Raw genomic sequence first — 20,445 nt, 5'->3', positions numbered from 1 at the left:
GGCGACCCGGGGGAGCGGGACCCGGGTCACCCGCGTCATCGGCCGGCGTTCCCGCCGGCCAATGACGCCGGGCTTGCTCAGCCCTTCTCCGCGCCGGTGGTCAGCCCCTCGGTGAGGAGCCGTTCGCTGGAGAAGAAGAGGATCACGATGGGCAGGGTGAGGACGACCGACCCGGCCATCAGCACCGTCTTGGGCACCTCCACCCCATCGGCGAGCAGGGACAGGCCGAGCGATACCGTCCACCGGTCCGGCTTGTCGACCAGGAACAGCAGCGCGAAGAGGAACTCGTTCCAGGCGATCATGAAGTCGTAGAGCGCGACCGCCATGATCGACGGCATGGCCAGGGGCAGGCTGACCCGGCGGATGATGCCGAGCCGGCCGGCGCCGTCGATCGCGGCGGACTCCTCCAGGCTGACCGGGATGGTCTCGAAGTAGTTCTTCAGCATGTAGACCGAGACCGGCAACGTCTGCGAGATGTAGACGAGCACCAGGCCGAACAGTGAGCCGCGTAGCCCGGCCCGGGTGAAGACCACGAACAGCGGGATCGCGATGACGATCGACGGGAACAGGTAGACCGCCAGGAACAGGAAGTCGACCTGTCGCCGGCCGAAGAACCGAAGCCGGGCCACGGCGTACGCCCCGGGGATCGCCACCAGCAGCGTGAGCAGGGTCGCCGCGACGGCGACCAGGCCACTGTTGCGGATGAAGGTGAGGAATCCCTGGCCGCCGTCGTCGGTGGCCTTGAGCACCTCGGCGTACGTGGCGACGGTCAGCTCACCGAAGCCGACCACCAGTGAGCCGGGGTCGAGCAGCAGCCGCTCGATGGGGCGTACCGAGAGCATCAGCATGTAGTAGAAGGGGAAGACGGTGATCACCAGGAACGCGGCGATCACCAGGCGGCGCAGCCAGCGCAGGCTGACCGTCTCGACGAGGTCGCGGTCCATCAGCCGACCCTCCGTCCGAAGAAGCGCAGGTAGATCAGCACGAACACGATCAGCACCACGGCCAGTACGACCGCCTGCGCGGCGGCGGCGCCGATGTCGGTGCGCGCGGTGAGGAACTCGTACACCCGCACGCTGACCACCTCGGTGCCGGCCGCCCCACCGGTGAGCAGGTAGACGTCGTCGAACTTGTTGAACGTCATGATGAAGCGCAGCACGCCCAGCAGGGCGATCACCGGCAGCAGCTGCGGCAGGAGGATGTACCGGAACCGCTGGGTGGGGGTGGCGCCGTCGACCCGGGCGGCCTCCTCCAGCTCGCCGGGCACCGCCTGGAGCCGGGCCAGCAGGAACAGGAACGCGAACGGGAAGTACCGCCACGCCTCGAACACGATCACCGTGGCCAGCGCGGTCGACTCCTGGGAAAGAAACGGCACCGGGGCGTCCCAGCCGAGCAGTCGCCGGCCCCAGTCGTTGACGATGCCGAGCTGCGGGTCGAGCATCACCTGCCAGACGAAGGTCACCGCGACCACCGGCGCCACGTACGGCAGCAGCATGGACGCCCGCACCAGGGTGCGACCGCGGAACGGCCGGCGGACCACCAGGGCGGCGACCAGGCCCAGCAGGATCGACCCGACGGTGCCGCCGAGGCTGTAGACCAGCGTGGTCCACAGGGTGCTGGCGAAGCCGGGGGTGTGCAGCACCCGGTCGACGTTGTCCATGGTGAACTCGCCGAACAGGCCGGTCTTGCGCAGCGTGGCGAGCCGAACCCGCTGGAAGGCGAGCACCACGGTCCAGACGATCGGGATGCCGATGACGGTGATGGTGACGAGCAGGGTCGGGGCGACCAGCGCGAGCCCGGCGCGGGACTCCCGACGGCGCAGGGTCAGCGGTCGGCGGCGGGCCGGCGCCGGTCGCTCACGGGTGTGCGAGCGACCGGGGCCGGGTGCGGTGGTGGTCAATTGACGCCCGCCTTGATGGCGTCGACGTCCTTCTTGGCTCGCGCTGCGGCGGCCGCCGCGTCGGACTTGCCGGAGATGACGTCGTTCAACGCCTTGGGCACCGGCAGCTCGCCGAGCATGGCGCCGACCAGCTTGCCCTGCCCCTGGCCGAGCCCCCAGCGTTGGAAGGTGTCCGGGCTGCGGCGCAGGGTGGCAAGCACTTCGTCGCCGTACACGTCCGCGAGGGGCTTCTTCGCGTCCACGCCGGCCTGGCTGGTGTTCCAGGCGGCGAGGTACGCCTCGGGCTCGGCCGGGGTGCCCTTGCGTACCGGGAAGCGGCCTTCGGGCGACATGCCGAACCAGCGCGGGTAGCCGTCGCCGAGCATGTACTCCACGAAGGACTTCGCCGAGTCGGTCGCGGCGCCGTCGAGCACCGCCCACGAGCTGATTTCGCCGTACTGGGCCGGTTCGGTGCCGTTCGGGCCCTTGATCGCGGTGACGAATCCGCTGTTCTTCGCCAGGAACGACGGGTCGGCCTGGCACTGCGGGCAGGTCGGCTTGGCGTCGTTGCGCAGCCCGGCCAGCTCGTCGAGGATGAACGGCGACCAGACCACCATGGCCGCCTTCCCGGCGAAGTAGGTGGCGCGGGTGGTGTCCACGTCCTGCGCGCCCTTGATCGAGCTGGTCCGGATCAGGTCGCCGTAGAAGCGGAACGCCTCGACGCACTGCGGCGAGTCCAGGGCGACCTTGCCGGCGTCGTCGGTGAGCTGGCAGCCGTTGGCCAGCGCCAGGTGCTCGAAGGTCTGTTGGGTGAACACGTCGCTGGGGGCGGTCGCCGCGGTGATCCCGGCGACGCCGCCGGTGTTGAGCCTTGCCGCGGCGGCGGTGATCCGCTCGTACGTGTCGGGGGCGGGCAGGCCGGCGGCGTCGAAGAGATCCTTGCGGTAGACGAGCAGTTGCCCCCAGCCGTCGCTGGGCACGGAGAGCTGTTTGCCGTCGTCGGAGGTGAGCTCCAGCGCGCGGGGGGAGAAGGTCTGCCGGCCGAGCGTGTCGACGATCTCGGTGTTGGCCGAGGCGTGCAGCAGTTGGTTGCCGGCGAGCGTACGGATGCCGGCCAGGGAGACGGAGCCGACCACGTCGGGGAGGTCGCCGGCGGCCGCGTTGGCGGCGATCAGGGAGGGGAACTGGTCCTCGTTGACGGTCACGAGGTCAACCTGGACCCCGGTCTTCGCGGTGAAGTCGGCGATGATCGCCTTGGTGGCGGTGACCCGGTCGGCCACGTCCTCCAGGCTCCACACGGTGATCTTTTTGCTGTCGCTGTCCGGTTCGTCGTCGCCGCAGGCCAGCAAGGTGGATGCGGTAAGTGCCATGATCAGGGTGGTGGCGAGTATCCGCCTCGGAGGTGTTGACATCGGTGGCACTCCTCTCGAAGGGTACATGAAGGATTCAACGCCTTCGATTGATCAATAACAAGACATATAACGATTTTTTGCCTATCCTGGAGCCCAGTGCTACCGGGATGTGACTCATGGTCAACTGGGTTGTCTCTCTCGCGGGGCCTCGACGGATCAGCCTCGAGCCCTGCCCGCCGGATCCGCTCGGCCCCGGCCAGGTCCGGGTGCGCACCTGCTACTCCGGCATCTCGGCCGGCACCGAGCTCACTCTCTACCGGGGCAGCAATCCACGACTCAGCAAGGACTGGGACGACGCCGCGCGGATGTTCGTGCCCCGGCAGACCCCGGTGCCGTACCCGCTGATCGGCTTCGGCTACGAGGAGGTCGGCGAGGTCGTCGAGGTGGCCCCGGACGTCGCCGACCGGCACCCGGGGCAGCTGGTCTGGGGCATCTGGGGGCACCGCGCCGAGGCCGTGCTGGCCGCCGGGGCGGTCCGCCCGTTGCCCGCCGGCCTGGACCCGCTCGCCGCGGTCTTCGCCCGGCCGGGCGCCATCGCGCTGACCGCCGTGCTCGCCGGCGACCTGCACCTCGGCGACTGGGTCGGTGTCTTCGGGCAGGGCGTCATCGGGTTGCTCGCGACCCGGCTCGCGGTGCTCTCCGGCGCGCGGGTGGTGGCGGTCGACCGGATGCCCGGCCGGCTGGAGCACGCCGCCCGCTACGGCGCCCGGTCGACGGTGGTAGCCGGCGCGGAGTCCGCCGCCGCCGTGCTGCGGCAGGCCACCGACGGCCGGGGCGCGGACGTCTGCCTGGAGCTGTCCGGGGCGTACCCCGCGCTGCACGAGGCGATCCGCTCCACCGCGCACGCCGGCCGGGTCGTGGCCGCCGGCTTCTACCAGGGCCAGGCCGACGGACTCGGCCTCGGCGAGGAGTTCCACCACAACCGCATCCAGTTGGTGGCCGCCCAGGTCTCCGGCCCGACCCCCGCGCCGAGCATGGCCGGCCGGTGGACCGGTGACCGGGTGGCACAGACCTTCATGGAGCTGGTGGCTGAGCACAGCGTCGACCCGTTGCCGCTGGTCAGTCACATCGTCGACGCCAGCGCCGTCGCCGACGCCCTCGCGCTGCTCGACCGCGGCGCCGGTGACGTCCTTCAAGTGGTGCTGAGGTTCTGATGACCACCATCGCGCTGGCCTGCCAGGAACAGCTCCTGCCGGGCACCGACCTGATCCAGAAGTACGCCCTCGCCACCGCCCTCGGCTACCAGGGCATCGAGCTGCGCGGGCGCGGCGACCTCGCGTTCGCCCGCCGGCTGCCCGAGCTGCGCCGGGCCCGCGCCGCCGGGGTGGTGATGCCCACCGTCTGCGTCGAGATGGACCACTTCATCGGCGACTTCGACCCGGCACGGTCCGCCGACGCGGTGCGCAACCTGTGCTCCCAGCTCTCGGTGATCGCCGAGTTGGGCGGCGTCGGGGCGATGACGCCGGCGTCGTGGGGGATGTTCTCCCGGCGGCTGCCGCCGTTCGAGCCGCCGCGCCCACCGACCGGCGACCGGCAGGTGCTCCTGGACGCCCTCGGCGAGCTGGGCGAGCACGCCCGGGCCGAGGGGGTCACCCTCTTCCTGGAACCCCTCAACCGGTACGAGGACCACATGGTCAACCGGCTCGACGAGGCGGTCGCGCTCTGCGCGGCGGTCGGGCTGCCGTCGGTGCGGGTGGTCGCCGACACCTTCCACATGAACATCGAGGAGGACGACGTGCACCGGGCGTTGCGTGCCGCCGCGCCGTACCTCGGGCACGTGCAGGTCAGCGACTCCAACCGGTACCAACCCGGCGCCGGGCACCTCAACTGGCCGGCGCTGGTGCGGACCCTGCTGGAGCTGGACTACCGGGGCTGGCTGGCGCTGGAGTGTCGGCTGCGCGGCGACCCGGTCCGCGCCCTCCAGCAGGCCGCCACGGTGCTGCGGCACGCGCTGCCCCGGCGGGCCGCGGCATGACCGCCGACGCCCTGGCCCGCACCGGCGCGCCGTCCGACCTCGCCGGGCTGCGCCGACTCGCGGTCGCCACCCTCGACGCCAACTGGGAGCACGACCACACGGTGCCCTCACGCACCCTCTACCCGCACCAGTGGAGCTGGGACTCCGCGTTCATCGCCATCGGGCTGGCCCAGGTCCGTCCCGAGCGGGCCTGGCGGGAGCTGGCGAGCCTGTTCCGGGCGCAGTGGGCCGACGGGCGGGTTCCGCACATCGTGTTCAACCCGGCGCTGCGGGTCGGCGCGTACTTCCCGGGGCCGGAGCTGTGGCGCTCGGCGACCGCCGAGGGGGCTCCGGCCATCGACACCTCCGGCCTGGTCCAGCCGCCGGTGCATGCGCTCGCCGCGTGGCTGGCGTACCGGCGGGCGCCCGACCCGGCCGGCCTGGCCGCACTGCGCCGTCTCTATCCGGCGTTGGTGGCCCAGCAGCGCTACCTGGCCGAGCGGCGGGACCTGACCGGCGGCGGGTTGGCCTGCATCGTGCACCCGTGGGAGTCCGGCCTGGACAACAGCCCGGCCTGGGACGAGCCGATGGCCGCGGTGCCGGCCGAGGCGACGGTGATGCGCGCGTACCGCCGGCACGACACCGCGCACGCCGACGCCGCGCACCGCCCCACGGACCTGGACTACGCGCGCTACCTGGCGATCGTCGCCTCGTACCGGGATCGCGCCTACTCCGACCAGCATCTGGCCGACGAGCACCCGTTCCTGGTGGAGTGCCCGCTGTTCAACGCGGCGTTCGGTGCGGCCGAGCACGCGCTGGCCGAGATCGCCGCGCTGGTCGGCGCCGACCCGGGGCCGCACCGGGCCCGTGCGGCCCGGATCACCGAGGCCCTGGTGCGCCGGCTGTACGACCCGGCCACCGGAACGTTCGCCCCCCGCGACCTGCGCACCGCCCGGCTGGTCCCGGCACGCACCGTGCTGGGCCTGGCGCCGCTGATCCTGCCCGGTCTGCCGACCCGCCAGGCGGACGCGCTGATCGTGGAGGCCCGGTCGGCGCGCTTCGGGGTGGCTCGGCGGATGGACCGGCCGCTGCCCAGCCACGACCGGACCGCTCCGGACTTCGAACCGTTGCGCTACTGGCGCGGGCCGAGCTGGCTGAACGTCGGCTGGCTGGTGCGGCGCGGGCTGCTCACGCACGGGCACCCGGAGCTGGCGGCCGGGCTGCGCCGGTCCATGATCGGGCTGGTCGCCGGCGCCGGCTGCCACGAGTACTTCCATCCGGACACCGGCGCCGGGCTGGGCTCGCCGGCGTTCAGTTGGACCGCGGCGCTGCTGCTCGACCTGCTGGCCGAGGACGCCGGGACCACGCCGCACTGAGCACGTCGGTGCGTCGGCGTACGGTGTCCTCGTCCCACGACGCGAAGGAGCACGGTGCCCGAGATCGACAAGGTGGCCTGGATCCTCATCGAGGACGGGCGGGTGCTGAGCACACGCTCCCGGGGCAAGGATGTCTGGTACCTGCCGGGCGGCAAGCGTGAGCCGGGGGAGAGCGACCTGGACACGCTGCGCCGGGAGGTCGCCGAGGAGTTGAGCGTCGCGGTGGACGTCGCCGGCGCCGTGCACGTCGGCACGTTCACCGCCCAGGCGCATGGCCACGCCGCCGGCACGACGGTCCGCATGACCTGCTACCGCGCCGCGCACGACGGCGAGCTGAGGCCGGCCAGCGAGATCGCCGAGCTGGCCTGGCTCGGGTACGCCGACCGGCACCGCACCTCCCCGGTCGACCAGGTCATCTTCGATCATCTGCTGGCGGCTGACCTGCTGCGCTGACGGCGCAGTTTGTCGGCACCGGCCGGGGGTAAGCGCCGGGGCGTGACCGACAGGGCGGGCGGCGGGCAGTTCCCACACTTCATCGACGCGGTGTCCCGGCGGTCCGGCCTGCCGGCCGAGCAGGCCGCCGCCATCGCCCGCGCCGTGCTCCAGACGATGGCCGAACGGGTGAGCGGTGGGCCGCCCGACCCCCTCGCCGGGCACCTCCCGGACGACCTCGACGGCTACCTGAGCGACCCGGCCCCGCCGACCGTGACCGCCGGCCCGGACAGCGGCGTGGCCGGGCTGGACACCGGCCTGGACATCGGCGGCACGGCTGCGGCCCCGCCGGCGCCGGACGCCGGGCCGGTGGAGTTCCTCCGCCGGGTGGGTCAGCGCGCCGGGGTCGACCCGGCCACCGCCCGGACCGGCACGGGCGCGGTCTTCGCGACCCTGCGGGAGGCGGTGACCGTGCGGGAGTTCCGGGAGATGGTGGCGCGGTTGCCGCGCGATGGCGACGGCGATGTCACGCCGGTCCCGCCCGATCCGTATGGGGCCTAACCCGCCGCACAGGTGTGTTTTCGGTGAGACCCACTCCAGATCGTAGAAATTGCGGTATGCCTGACATTCGTAGCCCCGCGAACCGGTGTCGATCATCCGACGAATGGGCCGTCGAGCACACGACTCCATTGTGTTGAGCGGGAAATTCCACCACGCAAGAAACAATGTGCCGAAAAATTGGCCGCTGGCAGACGTGTTAGGCGAAAATTCACCGTTGCGCCAGGGGGATGATCGGACGATATTCGTCGTCCCTCGTCCGAGCCCGAGTCGACCCTTTGGCTTGACTCTAATCGATGATCTTTCCCGGCAGCCATCGAACCCTATGCTCGTTCCATTGTGACGTCCTGGGGGGGATCATGATCAAGACTGTTGATTGCCGCGCGCCCGTCTGTTGTGGACCGGTGCACGCGTCCTGAAATGGGAACCTCGACGCTGATCCATCGCTTCGGTGATGCCGCTGCCGCTCGTCCCGACCATCCCGCCGTACTCGGCGACACCGGCCCGCTCGACTACGCCGCCCTCGCCGGCCTGGCCGGGGGGCACGCCGGCCTGCTGGCCGCGGCCGGCGTTCGGCCCGGTGACCGGGTCGGCCTGCTGACCGCGCACGGCGCCGGCACCATCGCCGCCATCCTCGGCACGCTCGCCGCGGGCGCCGCCTACGTGCCGCTCGACCCCGGCTTCCCGGAGCAGCGGCTGCGCCACCTGCTCGACGGCGCCGACGTCACCGTCCTGCTCTGCGGCGGCGAGCACACCGAGCTGGCCCGTCGGCTCGCCGCCGACCGGCCCGGCCTGCGGGTCGTTCCGGCCGTGGACGTGCGGCCCGCGCCGCTGCGGCCGGTGCCGGTGGCCTCGGACGCGCTCGCGTACGTGCTGTTCACCTCCGGCTCCACCGGGCGGCCCAAGGCGGTCGGGCAGAGCCACCGCAACCTGACGCACGTGGTGGACAACCAGATCGCCCTCCTCGCCGTGCGGCCGGACGACCGGCTGAGCCTGCTCGCCTCGTTCAGCTTTGACGCGGCAATCCCCGACCTGTACCCGGCGCTGCTCACCGGCGCCACCGTCGTTCCGGTCGACCTGCGCCGGCACGGGCTGGCGTACGCCGTCGGCCAGCTGGCCCGGCACGGCGTCACCGTTTACCACTCCACCCCGACCGTCTACCGGCACCTGTTGGACACCCCGGGCGTCGAGCGGCTGGACCGGGTCCGGGTGGTGCTGCTCGGCGGCGAGCAGGCCACCTACGCCGACGCGGCCCGCGCCCGTGGTCGCTTCGCCCCGGGCTGCGTCCTGGTCAACGGCTACGGGGCCACCGAGATGACCTTCGTCGCCCGGCACACGCTGCCGCTGGCCGACGTCGATCCGGCGGCAACCGGCCCGCTGCCGATCGGCACCGCCCTGCCCGGGTACGCGCTGCGGCTGGCGCCGGACGGCGAGATCGTCGTGCGCAGCCGGCACCTCGCCCCCGGCTACCTCGGCCTGGCCAGCGACCGGTTCGGCCACGACCCCGACGGCGTGCCGGTGTACCGCACCGGCGACCTGGGCGAGCTGCTGCCCACCGGCGAGCTGCGCTGCCTCGGCCGGCTGGACCGGCAGGTCAAGGTGCGCGGGTTCCGGATCGAGCTGACCGAGATCGAGTCGGTGCTCGCCGCCGAGCCGGGCATCGCCGAGGTGCGCGCCATCGTCCGCGACGGCGAGGTGCTGGCGTACGTCCGGCCGGTCGGGCCGCCGGTGGACCCGGCGGCGCTGCGGGCCGCCCTGGCCCGGCAACTGCCCGAGTACGCGTTGCCCCGCGCGGTCGTACCGGTCGCCGAGTTCCCCCTGACCACCAGCGGGAAGGTCGACGAGCGGGCGCTACCGGACCCGGCCCGGGCGGTGCCGCCCGGGGACCGGCCAGCCACCCCGACCGAGCGGGTCGTGCACGACATCTGGTGCGCCGTGCTCGGCCGGGACGCGGTCGGTCGCACCGACAGCTTCTTCGACGTCGGCGGGCAGTCCCTGCTGCTCGGCCAGGTGCAGCAGCGGCTGGCCGAACGGTTCGGTGTGGCGGTGCCGCTGCTGCGGCTGTTCGACCACCCGACCGTCGCCGCCCAGGCCCGGTTGGTCGACCCGCAGGCACCGACCACGCCGCCGACGCCGACGCCGGTTGCCACGGCGTCGACCCTGCCCGCCGTGCCGCCGATTGCCGCCGGCCCGCCCGCCGCGCCGGTCGGCGCGCGGGAGTACACCGGCGACGAGATCGCCGTGGTCGGTCTCGCCGGCCGGTTCCCCGGGGCGCCGGACGTGGCCACCTTCTGGTGGAACCTGTGCGCCGGGGTGGACGCCATCCACGACCACAGCGACGAGGAGCTGGCCGCGCTCGGCGTCGGCCCGGGGCTGCGCGCCGACCCCCGGCACGTCAAGGCCACCGGCCGGCTCGACGGGGTCGCCGACTTCGACGCGGAGTTCTTCGCCTTCGGCGACCGGGAGGCGGCCCGCACCGACCCACAGCACCGGCTCTTCCTGGAGACGGCCTGGGAGGCGCTGGAGGACGCTGGTCACGATCCGGACCGGTTCCCCGGCCTGATCGGGGTCTACTCGGCCACCTCGGTCAACCGCTACTTCCTGTTCCACCTCATGGACAACCCGGCCGTGGTCGGCGACGTCGACCCGGACGACTGGGAGGCCCGGCTGGTCGGTCGGCAGCTCACCGACCACCTGCCCGGCCAGGTCGCGTACCGGTTGGGGCTGACCGGGCCGGCGGTGGCCGTGCAGAGTGCCTGCTCCAGCTCACTGGTGGCGGTCTGCCTCGCCGCGCAGAGCCTGGCCGACTACCAGTGCGACATCGCGCTTGCCGGCGGGGTGAGCGTCACCTGGCCGCGGCACCGGCACACCCCCGGTGGCCTGGCCTCCCCGGACGGCCGCTGCCGGGCGTTCGACGAGGCCGCCCAGGGGGCCGGCTTCGGCTCCGGTGTGGGGGCGGTGGCGCTGCGCCGGCTCGCCGACGCGCAGGCCGACGGCGACCGGATCTACGCGGTCCTGCCGGGCTGGGCGGTCACCAACGACGGCGGGGACCGCGCCGGCTACGCCGTTCCCGGGCCCGCCGGCCAGGCCGCCGCGGTGGCCGGCGCGCTCGCGGCCGCCGAGGTCGCCCCCGGCGAGGTCCGCTTCATCGAGGCGCACGGCAGCGGCACGCCGCTCGGCGACGCCATCGAGGTGGCCGCGCTGCACGAGGTGTACGAGGGCGCCGCGCCCGCCGAGACCTGCGCGCTCGGCTCGGTGAAGACCACCATCGGCCACCTGGACGCCGCCGCCGGCATCGCCGGGCTGATCAAGGCGGTGCTCGCCGTGCAGCACGGCATCATCCCACCGAACCTGCACTTCACCCGCCCGCACCCGGAGATCGACCTGTCCGCCGGCCCGTTCTACGTGCCGACCAAGGTGCGCGACTGGCCGGACACGCCGCGCCGGGTCGCCGGGGTCAGCTCGTTCGGGCTGGGCGGCACCAACGCGCACGTCGTGGTCGAGCAGGCCCCGCCGGCCGAGCCGGTCGACCCGCCGCCGGCCGGGGCGCACCTGCTGCCGGTGTCGGCGCGTACCCCGGTGGCGCTGCGGGCGGCGTTGACCCGGCTGCGGCGGCACCTCGCCGGCACCACCCCGGCGCTGGCCGAGGCGGCCGCGACGCTGGCGCTGGGCCGGCGCGCGTTCCGCCACCGGGCCGCCGTGGTGGCCACCGACCCGGCCGGCGCGCTCACCGCCCTCGACGAGTTGCTGGCCACCGACGCGCGGGTGGCCGGCGCACCCGGGCCGCTACGCGAGCTGGCCGCCGCCTGGGTGGCCGGGCGCGACGTCGACCTCACCACCCTGCATCCCGCCGGCACCATCCGGCGAACCTCGCTGCCCACCTACCCCTTCCAGCGGCAGCGGTACTGGATCGACCCCCCTCAGAAAGGCGTGCGGTGAACTGGTTCATCTCCGCCGGCAGCCGCGACCCGGCACCGGTGCAGTTGTTCTGCCTGCCCTACGCCGGTGCCGGCGCCAGCGCGTTCCGACACTGGCCCGACCGGCTCGGCCCCGACGTCGAGGTGCTGCCCGTGCAGCTCCCCGGCCGCGAGAACCGGATCAGCGAGGACCCGCGATTCCAGATCGCCGACGTGGCCCGGGCCATCGCCGGGCGGGCCGACCGGCCGTACGCCATCTACGGGCACTCGATGGGCGGCCGGGTCGGCTTCGAGGTGGTCCGCGAGCTGCGCCGCACCGGCCGGCCGCTGCCACTGCGCCTCTACGTCGGCGGCGCCCGCGCACCGCACGTCAGCGAGCCGAGCGTCTTCGACGGACTGTCCCGGGTGGACGACGCCGAGCTGCTGCGCCGCCTGGATGCCGGCGGCGGGCTCCCCGCCGGGCTGCTGGAGCACCCCGAACTCGTCGAGCTGCTGATGCCGCTGCTGCGCGCCGACTTCGACCGGGTGGACGGCTACCGCTACCGGCCCGAGGCGCCGCTGCCGGTGCCGATCGTGGCGTTCAGCGGCCGCACCGACCGTGCGGTGACCCGGGAACAGAGCGCCGCCTGGCGGGAGCACACCGCCGCCGGCTTCACCCTGCACGAGCTGGACGCCGGGCACTTCTTCCTGCACGACGCGCTGCCCGCGCTGGCCGCCACCATCCGCGCCGACCTGCGCGCGGCCGTCGCCGGGAGCGCCCCGGAGGCCGGCGGGCACCGCGTGCCGCTGGGCGACACCGGCTGGTCGGTGTGGCGCGACGCCCTGCTGCGCAGCACCGGGTTCCCGGCCGACGGGCTGACTCTGCTGGCCGCACCGCAGGCCGCCGCGGCCGCCGACGAGCTGCTGGTCACCGGCGCCGGCGTCGAGCAGTTCGACAAGGAATTCGACGAGGCCCTGCTCGCCAGCGCCGGTCGGCTGACCGACCTGGCCGCGGACCCGCTGCTGCGGGAGGCGATCACCTGGCAGAACCGGGGTGCGTTGCCCGCCCTGGACGGGCTGGTCCGCGGTGGCGCCGAGGCCACCCGCAACGTGCGCCGGCGGGAGCGGGAACGCGCGCTGCTGAAGTACTGGCAGCGATACTGCGGCAAGAACGAGACCATCGGCTTCTTCGGGCCGAGCTGCTGGGTCACCATCGACCCTGACCTGCCGACCGCCGCCGAGGTGCGCCCGGGCGCGGCACTGACCCGCCGCCGCTGGGTGTGGTTCGAGTCGTGGGCGCTGGCCTCGTACGCCGAGCGGATCGGCGCGGACCCGGCGGTGCGCCGGTGGTGGGCACCCCGGCTCGCCCCGCACCTGAGCCTCGCCGGCCGCGAGGTGCTTCGTCCGGCCCGGCCGCCGGTGCCGCTGTCCCCGGTCGAGGCGGCGCTGCTGGCCGCCGTCGACGGCCGCCGCCCGGCCCGCGACGTGATCGCCGACGCGTCCATCGGGCTGCGTCGACCCGAGGACGGGTACGAGCTGCTGGACCGACTGGTGCAGCGGGAGCTGGTCACCTGGGACGCCGCGCTGCCGGTGACCCCGCACGCCGAGAAGGTGCTGCGCCAGCGGATCGCGGCGATCGGCGACGCCCCGGCCCGGGCCGCCGCCCAGGTCGGCCTCGACCGGCTGTGCGCCGCCCGGGACGCGGTCGCCGCGGCGGCCGATGACCCGGACCGGCTGCGGGCCGCCCTGGACGCGCTCGACGAGACGTTCACCGAGCTGACCGGGCAGCCGCCGCGACGGCGGGCCGGGCAGATGTACGCCGGCCGCACACTCTGCTATGAGGACACCAGCCGGGACCTGGACGTGGTCTTCGGCGCGCCGCTGCTGGACGAGCTGGCGGCGCCGCTGGCCGTGCTGCTGCGGGCCGCCCGCTGGCTGGCCGGCGCGCTGGAGGAGGCGTACGGCGCGGTCTTCCGCGAGCTGTACGACGAGTTGCGCGCCGAGGCGGGCGACGGTCCGGTCGCCCTGTCCGACCTGTGGTTCCTGGTGCAGGGCCTTTTCTGGGGCACCGGGGAGCGCCCGGTGGACGCCGTCGCCGCGCAGTTCGCCGCCCGCTGGGCCGACCTGTTCGGCCTGGCCGAGCAGCCGTCGGGCGCCACCGAGGTCCGGCTGGACGTGGCAGACCTGGCCGCCCGGGTCGACGAGGCGTTCCCGCCGCCGGCGGCACACTGGTCCAACGCCCGGTTGCACAGCCCCGACCTGCAGATCTGCGCCACCGACGCGGACGCGCTGGCCCGCGGCGAGTACACCGTGGTGCTCGGTGAGCTGCACGCCGCCTGGCCGTCGTTCGACACCTACGCGGTGACCCCGTCGCACCCCGACGTGGAGCGGCTGCGCGCCGGGCTGGCGGCCGACCTCGGCCCACGTCGGATCCGACTGCTCTACCCGACCGACTGGCCGCGGCGCACCAGCCGGGTCGCCGAGTCGCTGGCCGGCCCGACCGACCGGCAGTTGGCCTTCGCGGCGGCGCCCGGCGCCGAGGAGGAGCGGGTGCTGCCCACCGTCACGCTCACCGTGCACGACGAGGCCGGCCGACTGGTCGTCACGGCCGCCGACGGGCAGCGCTGGCCGCTGACCGAGGTCTGCGCGGCCCTGCTCAGCACCCACGCCGTCGACGGGTTCAAGCTGGTCGCCGCCGCGCCGTACACGCCCCGGATCACGCTGGACCGACTGGTGGTGGCCCGGCAGACATGGCGTACCACCGTGGGGGAGAGTGGCCTGGCCACGGTGACCGGCGACCGGGCCCGCTACCTGGCGGTGCGCGACTGGCGGCGAGGGCTCGGCCTGCCCGAGCAGGTGTACGTCAAGCTCGGCACCGAGACCAAGCCGTGCTTCGTCGACCTGAGCAGCCCCGCATTCGCCAGCCTGGTCTGCTCGATGGTCCGGGCGGCCCGCCGCGACGGCGGCGACGACGTCACCCTGGTGGTCAGCGAGATGCTGCCCACCCCCGAGGACGCCTGGGTGCCCGACGCCGCCGGCCGGCGCTACTTCAGTGAGCTGCGGCTGCACATCGTGGACGCCGCCGAGCCGGAGCCGGCCCGATGAGCCACCGGCTGCCGCTCGGTGAGACCGGCTGGTCGGTGTCGCGCGACGTGGTGCTGCGCACCGCCGGGTTCCCGGCGGCCGGGCTGGACGCCTTCGCCGCCCCGGACGCCGCCGACGCCGCCGACGCGCTGCTGGCCGGGGACGTCGCCGCCGAGGTGTTCGACAAGGCGTTCGCCGAGGCGCTCGCCGACGGGTCGGCCGCCGCCGGCCGGATCGCCGCCGACCCGCTGCTACGCGAGGCGGTCACCTGGCAGAACGCGGAGATGCTGATCGCCCTGGACGGGCTGCTGCACACCGACCCCACGGTGCGCAACGTCCGGCGGCGCAAGCGTGAGCTGAGTCTGTTGCGCTACTGGCAGCGCTACTGCGGCAAGGCCGAGACGATCGGCTTCTTCGGCCCGGTGTGCTGGGGCACCTTCGACGGCACCGACCCGTCCACTCGGCTGCGGCCGGGGCCGACGTCACTGTCGAGGCGGGAGGTGCACTTCGAGGCGTGGGCGCTCATCGCGTACGCCGACCGGCTCGCCGACGACCCGGCCGTGCGCCGCTGGTGGGCGCCGGCGTTGCCGCCGCACCTGAGCGTGGTGGGCCGCCTGCTGCACCGGCCGCTGCACCCGCCGGTGGAGATGTCCGTTCTGGAGGCGCGGTTGCTGGCCCGCTGCGACGGGCGCACCCCGGCGGTGCGGCTGGCCGAGCAGGTGCACGCCGACGGCGATGCCGGCCTGCGCACTGTCGACGACGCGTTCCTGCAGCTCGATCGGCTGGTCGAGCGTGGCCTGCTGACCTGGGACGCCGGCCTGCCGATCAGCCCTCGGGCCGAGCAGGTCCTACGCGATCGGCTGGCCGCGATCGGCGACCGGACGCTGCGCGCCGAGGTGAGCGCCGGCTTCGACCGGCTCTGCGCGGCCCGCGACGAGGTCGCCGCGGCGGCCGGCGACGCGGACCGGCTGGGCGCCGCGCTGGCCGCGCTGAACGAGGAATTCACCGCGGTCACCGGCCGGCCCGCCACCCGGCAGGCCGGTCAGATGTACGCCGGCCGCACCGTCGTCTACGAGGAGACCGCCCGCGACCTCCAGGTCACCGTCGGCGCGGCGGTGCTCGACGCCCTCGCCGCGCCGCTGGCCGTGCTGCTCCAGGCCGCCCGGTGGCTGACCGCCGAGATCGGCGCCGCCTGCGAGCGGCTCCTCGCCGAGCTCTACGAGGAGCTGCGCGCCGACGGGCCGGTGCGGCTGGCCGACATCTGGTCACTGGCCCAGGGGCTGCTGGTCGCCCCGGACGGGCCGCTGGCCGCCGCGGGGGCCGGCTTCACCGCCCGCTGGGCCGAGCTGTTCGACCTGGCCGCGCTGCCGACCGGGCAGCCCGAGCTGCGGCTGCGCGGCACGGAGCTGGCCGAGCGGGCCCGGCGGGTGTTCCCGGCGGACGCGCCAGGCTGGCCGTCGGCCCGGATCCACAGCCCGGACGTGCAGATCAGCGCCGTCGACCTGGCCGCGCTGAACCGTGGCGAGTTCCTGCTCGTGCTCGGTGAGCTGCACCCGGCCAACGCCACCTTCGACAGCGCGGTCTTCGTGCCGTTCCACCCGGACGCGGCGGCGCTGCGCGCCGGGCTGGACGCCGACCTGGGCCCGGCCCGGGTGCGGGTGCTCTATCCGGAGGGCTTCCCCCGGGTCACCACCCGCACCACGTACGGGCTGACCGGCCCGGCTGACCGGCAGCTCGGCATCGACACCGCTCGCGGCGGTGAGGTGGACCGGCTGGTCCCGGCGACCGAGGTGCGGGTGGTGCCGGCCGGCGACCGGCTGACGGCGGTGCTGCCCGACGGCAGCCGGTGGCCGCTGGTGGAAGTGTTCGCCAACCTGCTCGGCTCGCTGCTGGTGGACGCCTTCAAGCTGCTCGACCCGGCGCCGCACACGCCCAGGATCACCATCGATCGGCTGGTCGTGGCCCGGCGGACCTGGCGGACCACCGTCGCGGACAGCGGCCTGGTCGGGGTGACCGGAGAGGCCGAGCGGTTCCTCGCGGTGCGCCGGTGGCGGGCCCGGCTCGGCCTGCCCGAGCGGGTGTTCGTGAAGGTCGGCACCGAGGTCAAGCCCTGCTACGTCGATTTCACCGGGCCGCTGCACGCCCAGTCGCTGTGCGCGATGGTCGACGCCGCCGCCCGCACCGGGCTGGACGTCGCGGTCGTCGTCACCGAGCTGTTGCCGGCACCTGACGAGAGCTGGGTGACCGATGTGCACGGCCGCGGAACCGTCAGCGAGCTGCGTCTGCAAGTCATCGATCCGAGCAGCTACCCCGGGGGGAACGGGTGACCGACATCCTGTCCATCAGCGCCGTGACCGGTGAGCCGCTGTCCTGGCCGGACGCGACGCTCGCCGAGCTGGTGATCGCGCAGGCCGCCCGCACCCCGGACGCGGTGGCGGTGCGCCAGTGGGACAGCCGGCTCACCTACGCCGAGCTGGTGGCCCGGGCTGCCGGGGTGGCCGCCGCGCTGCGCGTCCGGGGCGTCGACCGGCAGAGCCGGGTGGGGGTGTGCGGCACCCGCCGTCCGGAACTGGTCGCCACCGTTCTGGGGGTGTTGCTGGCTGGCGGTTGCTACGTGCCGCTGGAGCCGGGCGGCCCGCGTCGGCGGCTGCGCGGGATCGCCGCCGACGCGGGCCTGTCCCTGGTGGTCGGTGACGCCGCCGAGGCGGAGTTCGGCGACGTGCCGGGCGTCGACACGCTCGCACTGCCCGGCCCGGCCCCGCTCGCGCCCTGCCCGGCCCGCCCCGGCGATCCGGCCTACGTGCTGTTCACCTCGGGTTCCACCGGTCGACCCAAGGGCGTGCTCACCAGCCACCGCAACGTGGTCGAGTTCCTCACCGGCGTGGTCGCGCTCACCGGCGCGGACGCCGGCGTCCGTAGCCTCGGCATCGCGTCGCTCGGCTTCGACGCGGCCACCATGGACCTGTTCGTGCCGCTGCTGCTCGGCGGCACGGTGCAACTGCTCGGCGTCGAGGACCGCGCCGACCCGGTTCGGCTGACCCGGTTCATGGCCGCGCACGAGGTCAACTGGGGCTTCATCACGCCCACCCTGCTGGCCATGCTCGACCCGGCCGAGCTGCCCGCCTGGCGCACGGTGCTGTGCGGCGGCGAGGCCGTGCCGGCCCCGCTAGCCACCCGCTGGGCGCCCGGCCGTCGATTCTTCAACGGCTACGGCCCCACCGAGACGACGGTGCTCGCGGTCAGCGGCCCGTTGAGCGCCACCGAGACCGAGCCGGTGCCGATCGGCCGGCCACTGCCCAACCACCGGGCGTACGTGGTGGACGTGACGCTGGACCCGGTGCCGCCGGGGGAGATCGGTGAGCTGCTGATCGGCGGGACGGGGCTGGCCGACGGCTATCTGGGCCGGCCCGCGTTGACCGCCGAGCGCTTCGTTCCGGACCCGTTCTCCGGGCTGCCCGGCGAGCGGTTGTACCGCACCGGCGACCTGGTCCGGCTCGACCCGGACGGGAGGATCGCCTACCTCGGCCGGGCCGACCGGCAGGTCAAGATCCGTGGCCAGCGCATCGAGCTGGGCGAGGTGGAGGCCGTGCTGGCCGAGTTGCCCGGTGTGACCGGGGTCGCGGTCGAGGCGGTGCCCGGCCCCGCCGGCGTCGAGCTGGTCGCGTTCCTCACCCCTGCGGACGCGCTCGACGACGCCCGGCTGCGGGCGTACGCCGGCAGCCGGCTGACCGCGGCGATGCTGCCGGCCCGGGTGCTGCGTCGCGCCGCCCTGCCGATCAGCACGGTCAGCGGAAAGCTGGACCGGCCGGCGCTGCGCGCGCTGGCCGCCGCCGCGCTCCTCCCCTCCGCCCCCGCCGACACCGCCACCACCGCCGCCGGTCCGGCCACGCCGGACGGTTCCGTGGCGGCGGCGGTGGCCGGCATCTGGACCAGGTTGCTCGGCGCGGCACCTGAGCCGGCGACGGACTTCCTCGCCGCCGGTGGCAACTCCATCGCGGCGATGCGCCTGGTCGCCGCGCTCCGCGCCGAGCTGGGCCGGCAGCTCGACACTCGTGCGGTGTTCACCGAGCGCACCTTCGGGCGGCTGGTCGAGCGGGTGGCCGCCGCGCCGAGCGGCGGGGACGGGCTGCGCACCGGCAACCCGCCCACCCTCTCCCCACCGCAGCGCCGGCTCTGGTTCGTCGACCAGCTCGCGCCGTCCAGCGCGCCGTACAACATCGCGGTGGCGCACCGGCTGCGTGGCCCGCTGGACACCGCCGCGCTCGGGGCGGCGCTGCGGGCCGTCGCCGAGCGGCACGACGTGCTGCGCTGGCGGATCCCGCAGACCGCCGGCGTGCCGTACGCCGTCTGCGCCGAGCCGACCGACGTGGCCGTGCCCGTGGTCGACCTGACCGGCGGCGCCGAGCCGGAGGCCGAGCTGACCCGGATGCTCGCGGCCGGCGCCGCGCACCCCTTCGACCTGGCCACCGGGCCGCCCTGGCAGGTGACCGTCTACCGGCTCGGCCCGGCCGAGCACGTGCTGGCCGCCACCTGGCACCACGCCGTCTTCGACGGCTGGTCCGAACGGGTCTGCTACGACGACCTCGCGGCCGGGTACGCCCAGGCGGTGGCCGGCCAACCGCCGGCGCTGCCGGAGCTGCCCGCCCGCTACGCCGACTACGCGGTCTGGCGGGCCGAACGGGACCGGCTGCGCGGCGCGGCGGACCTGGCCTGGTGGACGGCGCACCTGGACGGCGTCCCGACGGTGCTGGACCTGCCCCGGGACCGACCCCGACCCGCCGTGCAGACCTACGCCGGTGCGGAGGCGGCCGTCCGGCTGCCCGCCGACACCGACCGCGCGGTCCGCGAGCTGGCCGACCGGCGCGGCACGACCGTGGCGGCGGTGCTGCTCGCCGCGTTCGGTGAGCTGATCGCGCGGCTCACCGGCGGCGACGACCACGTGCTCGGCGCGATCGTCGCCGACCGGCGGCTGGCCGCCTTCGACGACGTGATCGGCTTCTTCATCGACACCGTGCCGGTGCGGGTCCGCACCGGCGGGGCGAGTTTCGCCGAGCTGGTCGACCGGTGCTCCGGGGAGCTGCACGAGGCCACCGCGCATCCCGGGGCGCCACTGGAACGGATCGTCGAGGCGCTCGGCGTCGGCCGGGACACCGCCCGCGCGCCGCTGGTGCAGGTGCTGTTCAACGTGCTCAACTTCGCGCCACCACGGCTGACGCTGACCGGGCAGACCGCTGAGGCGGTGCCGGTGCCCAAACCGGGCTCGCCGTTCGACATCACCGTCTACGTGGTGCAGCCCGACGGCGGCACCGGCGTCGAGGTGGTCTACAACCCGGACCTGTTCGACGCCACTCGTATCGACGACCTGCTCGCCGACCTGGCCGAGCTGGTGGGTGCGCTGGCCGGCGCACCGGACACGCCGGCCCGCGAGGTGGCCGCCGCGCTGCCCCGGCCGACCGTGCGGGTGCCGCAACTCGGCGCGATGACGGTGGCCGGCGGCGACCCGCCGGCGCTGGTGCCCGCCGGCCCGGACGGACTCACCGAGACCGAGGAGCTGGTCGCGGGGATCTGGCGGGAGGTGCTGGAGCGCGACCGGGTGGGGGTGACCGACAACTTCTTCGACATCGGTGGGCACTCCCTCGCGCTCGCCGCCGTCCACGCCCGACTGACCACCGCAACCGGCCGGTCCATCAAGATGCTCGACCTGTTCCGCCACCCCACCATCCGGGCGTTCGCCGCCAGCCTCGACGGAGCCGCCGACCGCCCGGAGCTGGCGCGGGCCGCTCTGCGCGCCGCCGCCCGCCGCGGCCGTACCCGCCGTATCCCTCCCCGCCGCCCCGGCGGCACCGCGTGACGA

The 20,445-nt window shown here is 74.5% G+C and carries 12 protein-coding genes; 9 read left to right on the top strand and 3 right to left on the bottom strand.

The genetic code is table 11. The features are described from left to right. Positions 1-77: 77 nt before the first annotated feature. Genes ABZU69_RS24750 through ABZU69_RS24740 form a run of 3 tightly spaced genes read right to left on the bottom strand, consistent with a single transcriptional unit; the run spans position 78 to position 3,291 of the window. The gene (locus ABZU69_RS24750; protein WP_089021366.1) at positions 78-944 is read right to left on the bottom strand and encodes a carbohydrate ABC transporter permease; all 867 of its coding nucleotides are present in this window, start codon (positions 942-944) and stop codon (positions 78-80) included. Then, a complete protein-coding gene (locus ABZU69_RS24745; RefSeq protein ID WP_354966718.1) occupies positions 944-1,900 on the bottom strand; it encodes a sugar ABC transporter permease in 957 nt (318 codons plus the stop codon). The genes ABZU69_RS24750 and ABZU69_RS24745 overlap by 1 nt, the downstream gene beginning before the upstream one ends. Continuing rightward, positions 1,897-3,291: an extracellular solute-binding protein gene (locus ABZU69_RS24740; RefSeq protein WP_354966717.1), complete on the bottom strand. Its 1,395-nt coding sequence runs from the start codon at positions 3,289-3,291 to the stop codon at positions 1,897-1,899. The genes ABZU69_RS24745 and ABZU69_RS24740 overlap by 4 nt, the downstream gene beginning before the upstream one ends. A 116-nt stretch (positions 3,292-3,407) precedes the next feature. Between ABZU69_RS24740 and ABZU69_RS24735 the strand changes: the two genes are divergently transcribed. The 9 genes from ABZU69_RS24735 (at position 3,408) to ABZU69_RS24695 (ending at position 20,442) form a co-directional block, all read left to right on the top strand. Beyond that, positions 3,408-4,445: a zinc-binding alcohol dehydrogenase gene (locus ABZU69_RS24735; RefSeq protein ID WP_354966716.1), complete on the top strand. Its 1,038-nt coding sequence runs from the start codon at positions 3,408-3,410 to the stop codon at positions 4,443-4,445. Then, positions 4,445-5,266 carry a sugar phosphate isomerase/epimerase family protein gene (locus tag ABZU69_RS24730; RefSeq protein WP_354966715.1) on the top strand — a complete coding sequence of 274 codons (822 nt, stop codon included), beginning with the start codon at positions 4,445-4,447 and terminating at the stop codon, positions 5,264-5,266. Before ABZU69_RS24735 ends, ABZU69_RS24730 begins: the two co-directional genes overlap by 1 nt. Then, positions 5,263-6,621 carry a hypothetical protein gene (locus ABZU69_RS24725; protein WP_354966714.1) on the top strand — a complete coding sequence of 453 codons (1,359 nt, stop codon included), beginning with the start codon at positions 5,263-5,265 and terminating at the stop codon, positions 6,619-6,621. Before ABZU69_RS24730 ends, ABZU69_RS24725 begins: the two co-directional genes overlap by 4 nt. A gap of 54 nt (positions 6,622-6,675) precedes the next feature. After that, complete coding sequence (locus tag ABZU69_RS24720; RefSeq protein WP_354966713.1) at positions 6,676-7,074, top strand: NUDIX domain-containing protein; 399 nt, start codon at positions 6,676-6,678, stop codon at positions 7,072-7,074. Between the two features lie 42 nt (positions 7,075-7,116). After that, a complete protein-coding gene (locus ABZU69_RS24715; RefSeq protein WP_354966712.1) occupies positions 7,117-7,614 on the top strand; it encodes a DUF2267 domain-containing protein in 498 nt (165 codons plus the stop codon). Positions 7,615-8,031: 417 nt separating this feature from the next. After that, entirely contained in the window at positions 8,032-11,550 is a 3,519-nt protein-coding gene (locus ABZU69_RS24710; protein ID WP_354966711.1) for an AMP-binding protein, read from the top strand. Then, a complete protein-coding gene (locus tag ABZU69_RS24705) occupies positions 11,547-14,612 on the top strand; it encodes a thioesterase domain-containing protein (RefSeq protein ID WP_354966710.1) in 3,066 nt (1,021 codons plus the stop codon). Before ABZU69_RS24710 ends, ABZU69_RS24705 begins: the two co-directional genes overlap by 4 nt. Then, the gene (locus ABZU69_RS24700) at positions 14,609-16,918 is read left to right on the top strand and encodes a lantibiotic dehydratase (RefSeq protein WP_354966709.1); all 2,310 of its coding nucleotides are present in this window, start codon (positions 14,609-14,611) and stop codon (positions 16,916-16,918) included. Before ABZU69_RS24705 ends, ABZU69_RS24700 begins: the two co-directional genes overlap by 4 nt. After that, complete coding sequence (locus ABZU69_RS24695; protein ID WP_354966708.1) at positions 16,915-20,442, top strand: amino acid adenylation domain-containing protein; 3,528 nt, start codon at positions 16,915-16,917, stop codon at positions 20,440-20,442. The genes ABZU69_RS24700 and ABZU69_RS24695 overlap by 4 nt, the downstream gene beginning before the upstream one ends. The last annotated feature ends 3 nt before the right edge of the window (positions 20,443-20,445 follow it).

The organism is Micromonospora sp. NPDC005206, from assembly GCF_040608175.1.
Taxonomy (GTDB): Bacteria; Actinomycetota; Actinomycetes; order Mycobacteriales; family Micromonosporaceae; genus Micromonospora.
Note: the sequence above shows the minus strand (reverse complement) of the source record. Positions and strands in the feature narration are given on the sequence as shown.

Coding starts and splice junctions, on each gene's coding strand:
- ABZU69_RS24750 (WP_089021366.1), bottom strand. CDS start 944: ATGGACCGCGACCTCGTCGAGACGGTCAGCCTGCGCTGGCTGCGCCGC.
- ABZU69_RS24740 (WP_354966717.1), bottom strand. CDS start 3,291: ATGTCAACACCTCCGAGGCGGATACTCGCCACCACCCTGATCATGGCA.
- ABZU69_RS24735 (WP_354966716.1), top strand. CDS start 3,408: ATGGTCAACTGGGTTGTCTCTCTCGCGGGGCCTCGACGGATCAGCCTC.
- ABZU69_RS24730 (WP_354966715.1), top strand. CDS start 4,445: ATGACCACCATCGCGCTGGCCTGCCAGGAACAGCTCCTGCCGGGCACC.
- ABZU69_RS24725 (WP_354966714.1), top strand. CDS start 5,263: ATGACCGCCGACGCCCTGGCCCGCACCGGCGCGCCGTCCGACCTCGCC.
- ABZU69_RS24710 (WP_354966711.1), top strand. CDS start 8,032: ATGGGAACCTCGACGCTGATCCATCGCTTCGGTGATGCCGCTGCCGCT.
- ABZU69_RS24700 (WP_354966709.1), top strand. CDS start 14,609: ATGAGCCACCGGCTGCCGCTCGGTGAGACCGGCTGGTCGGTGTCGCGC.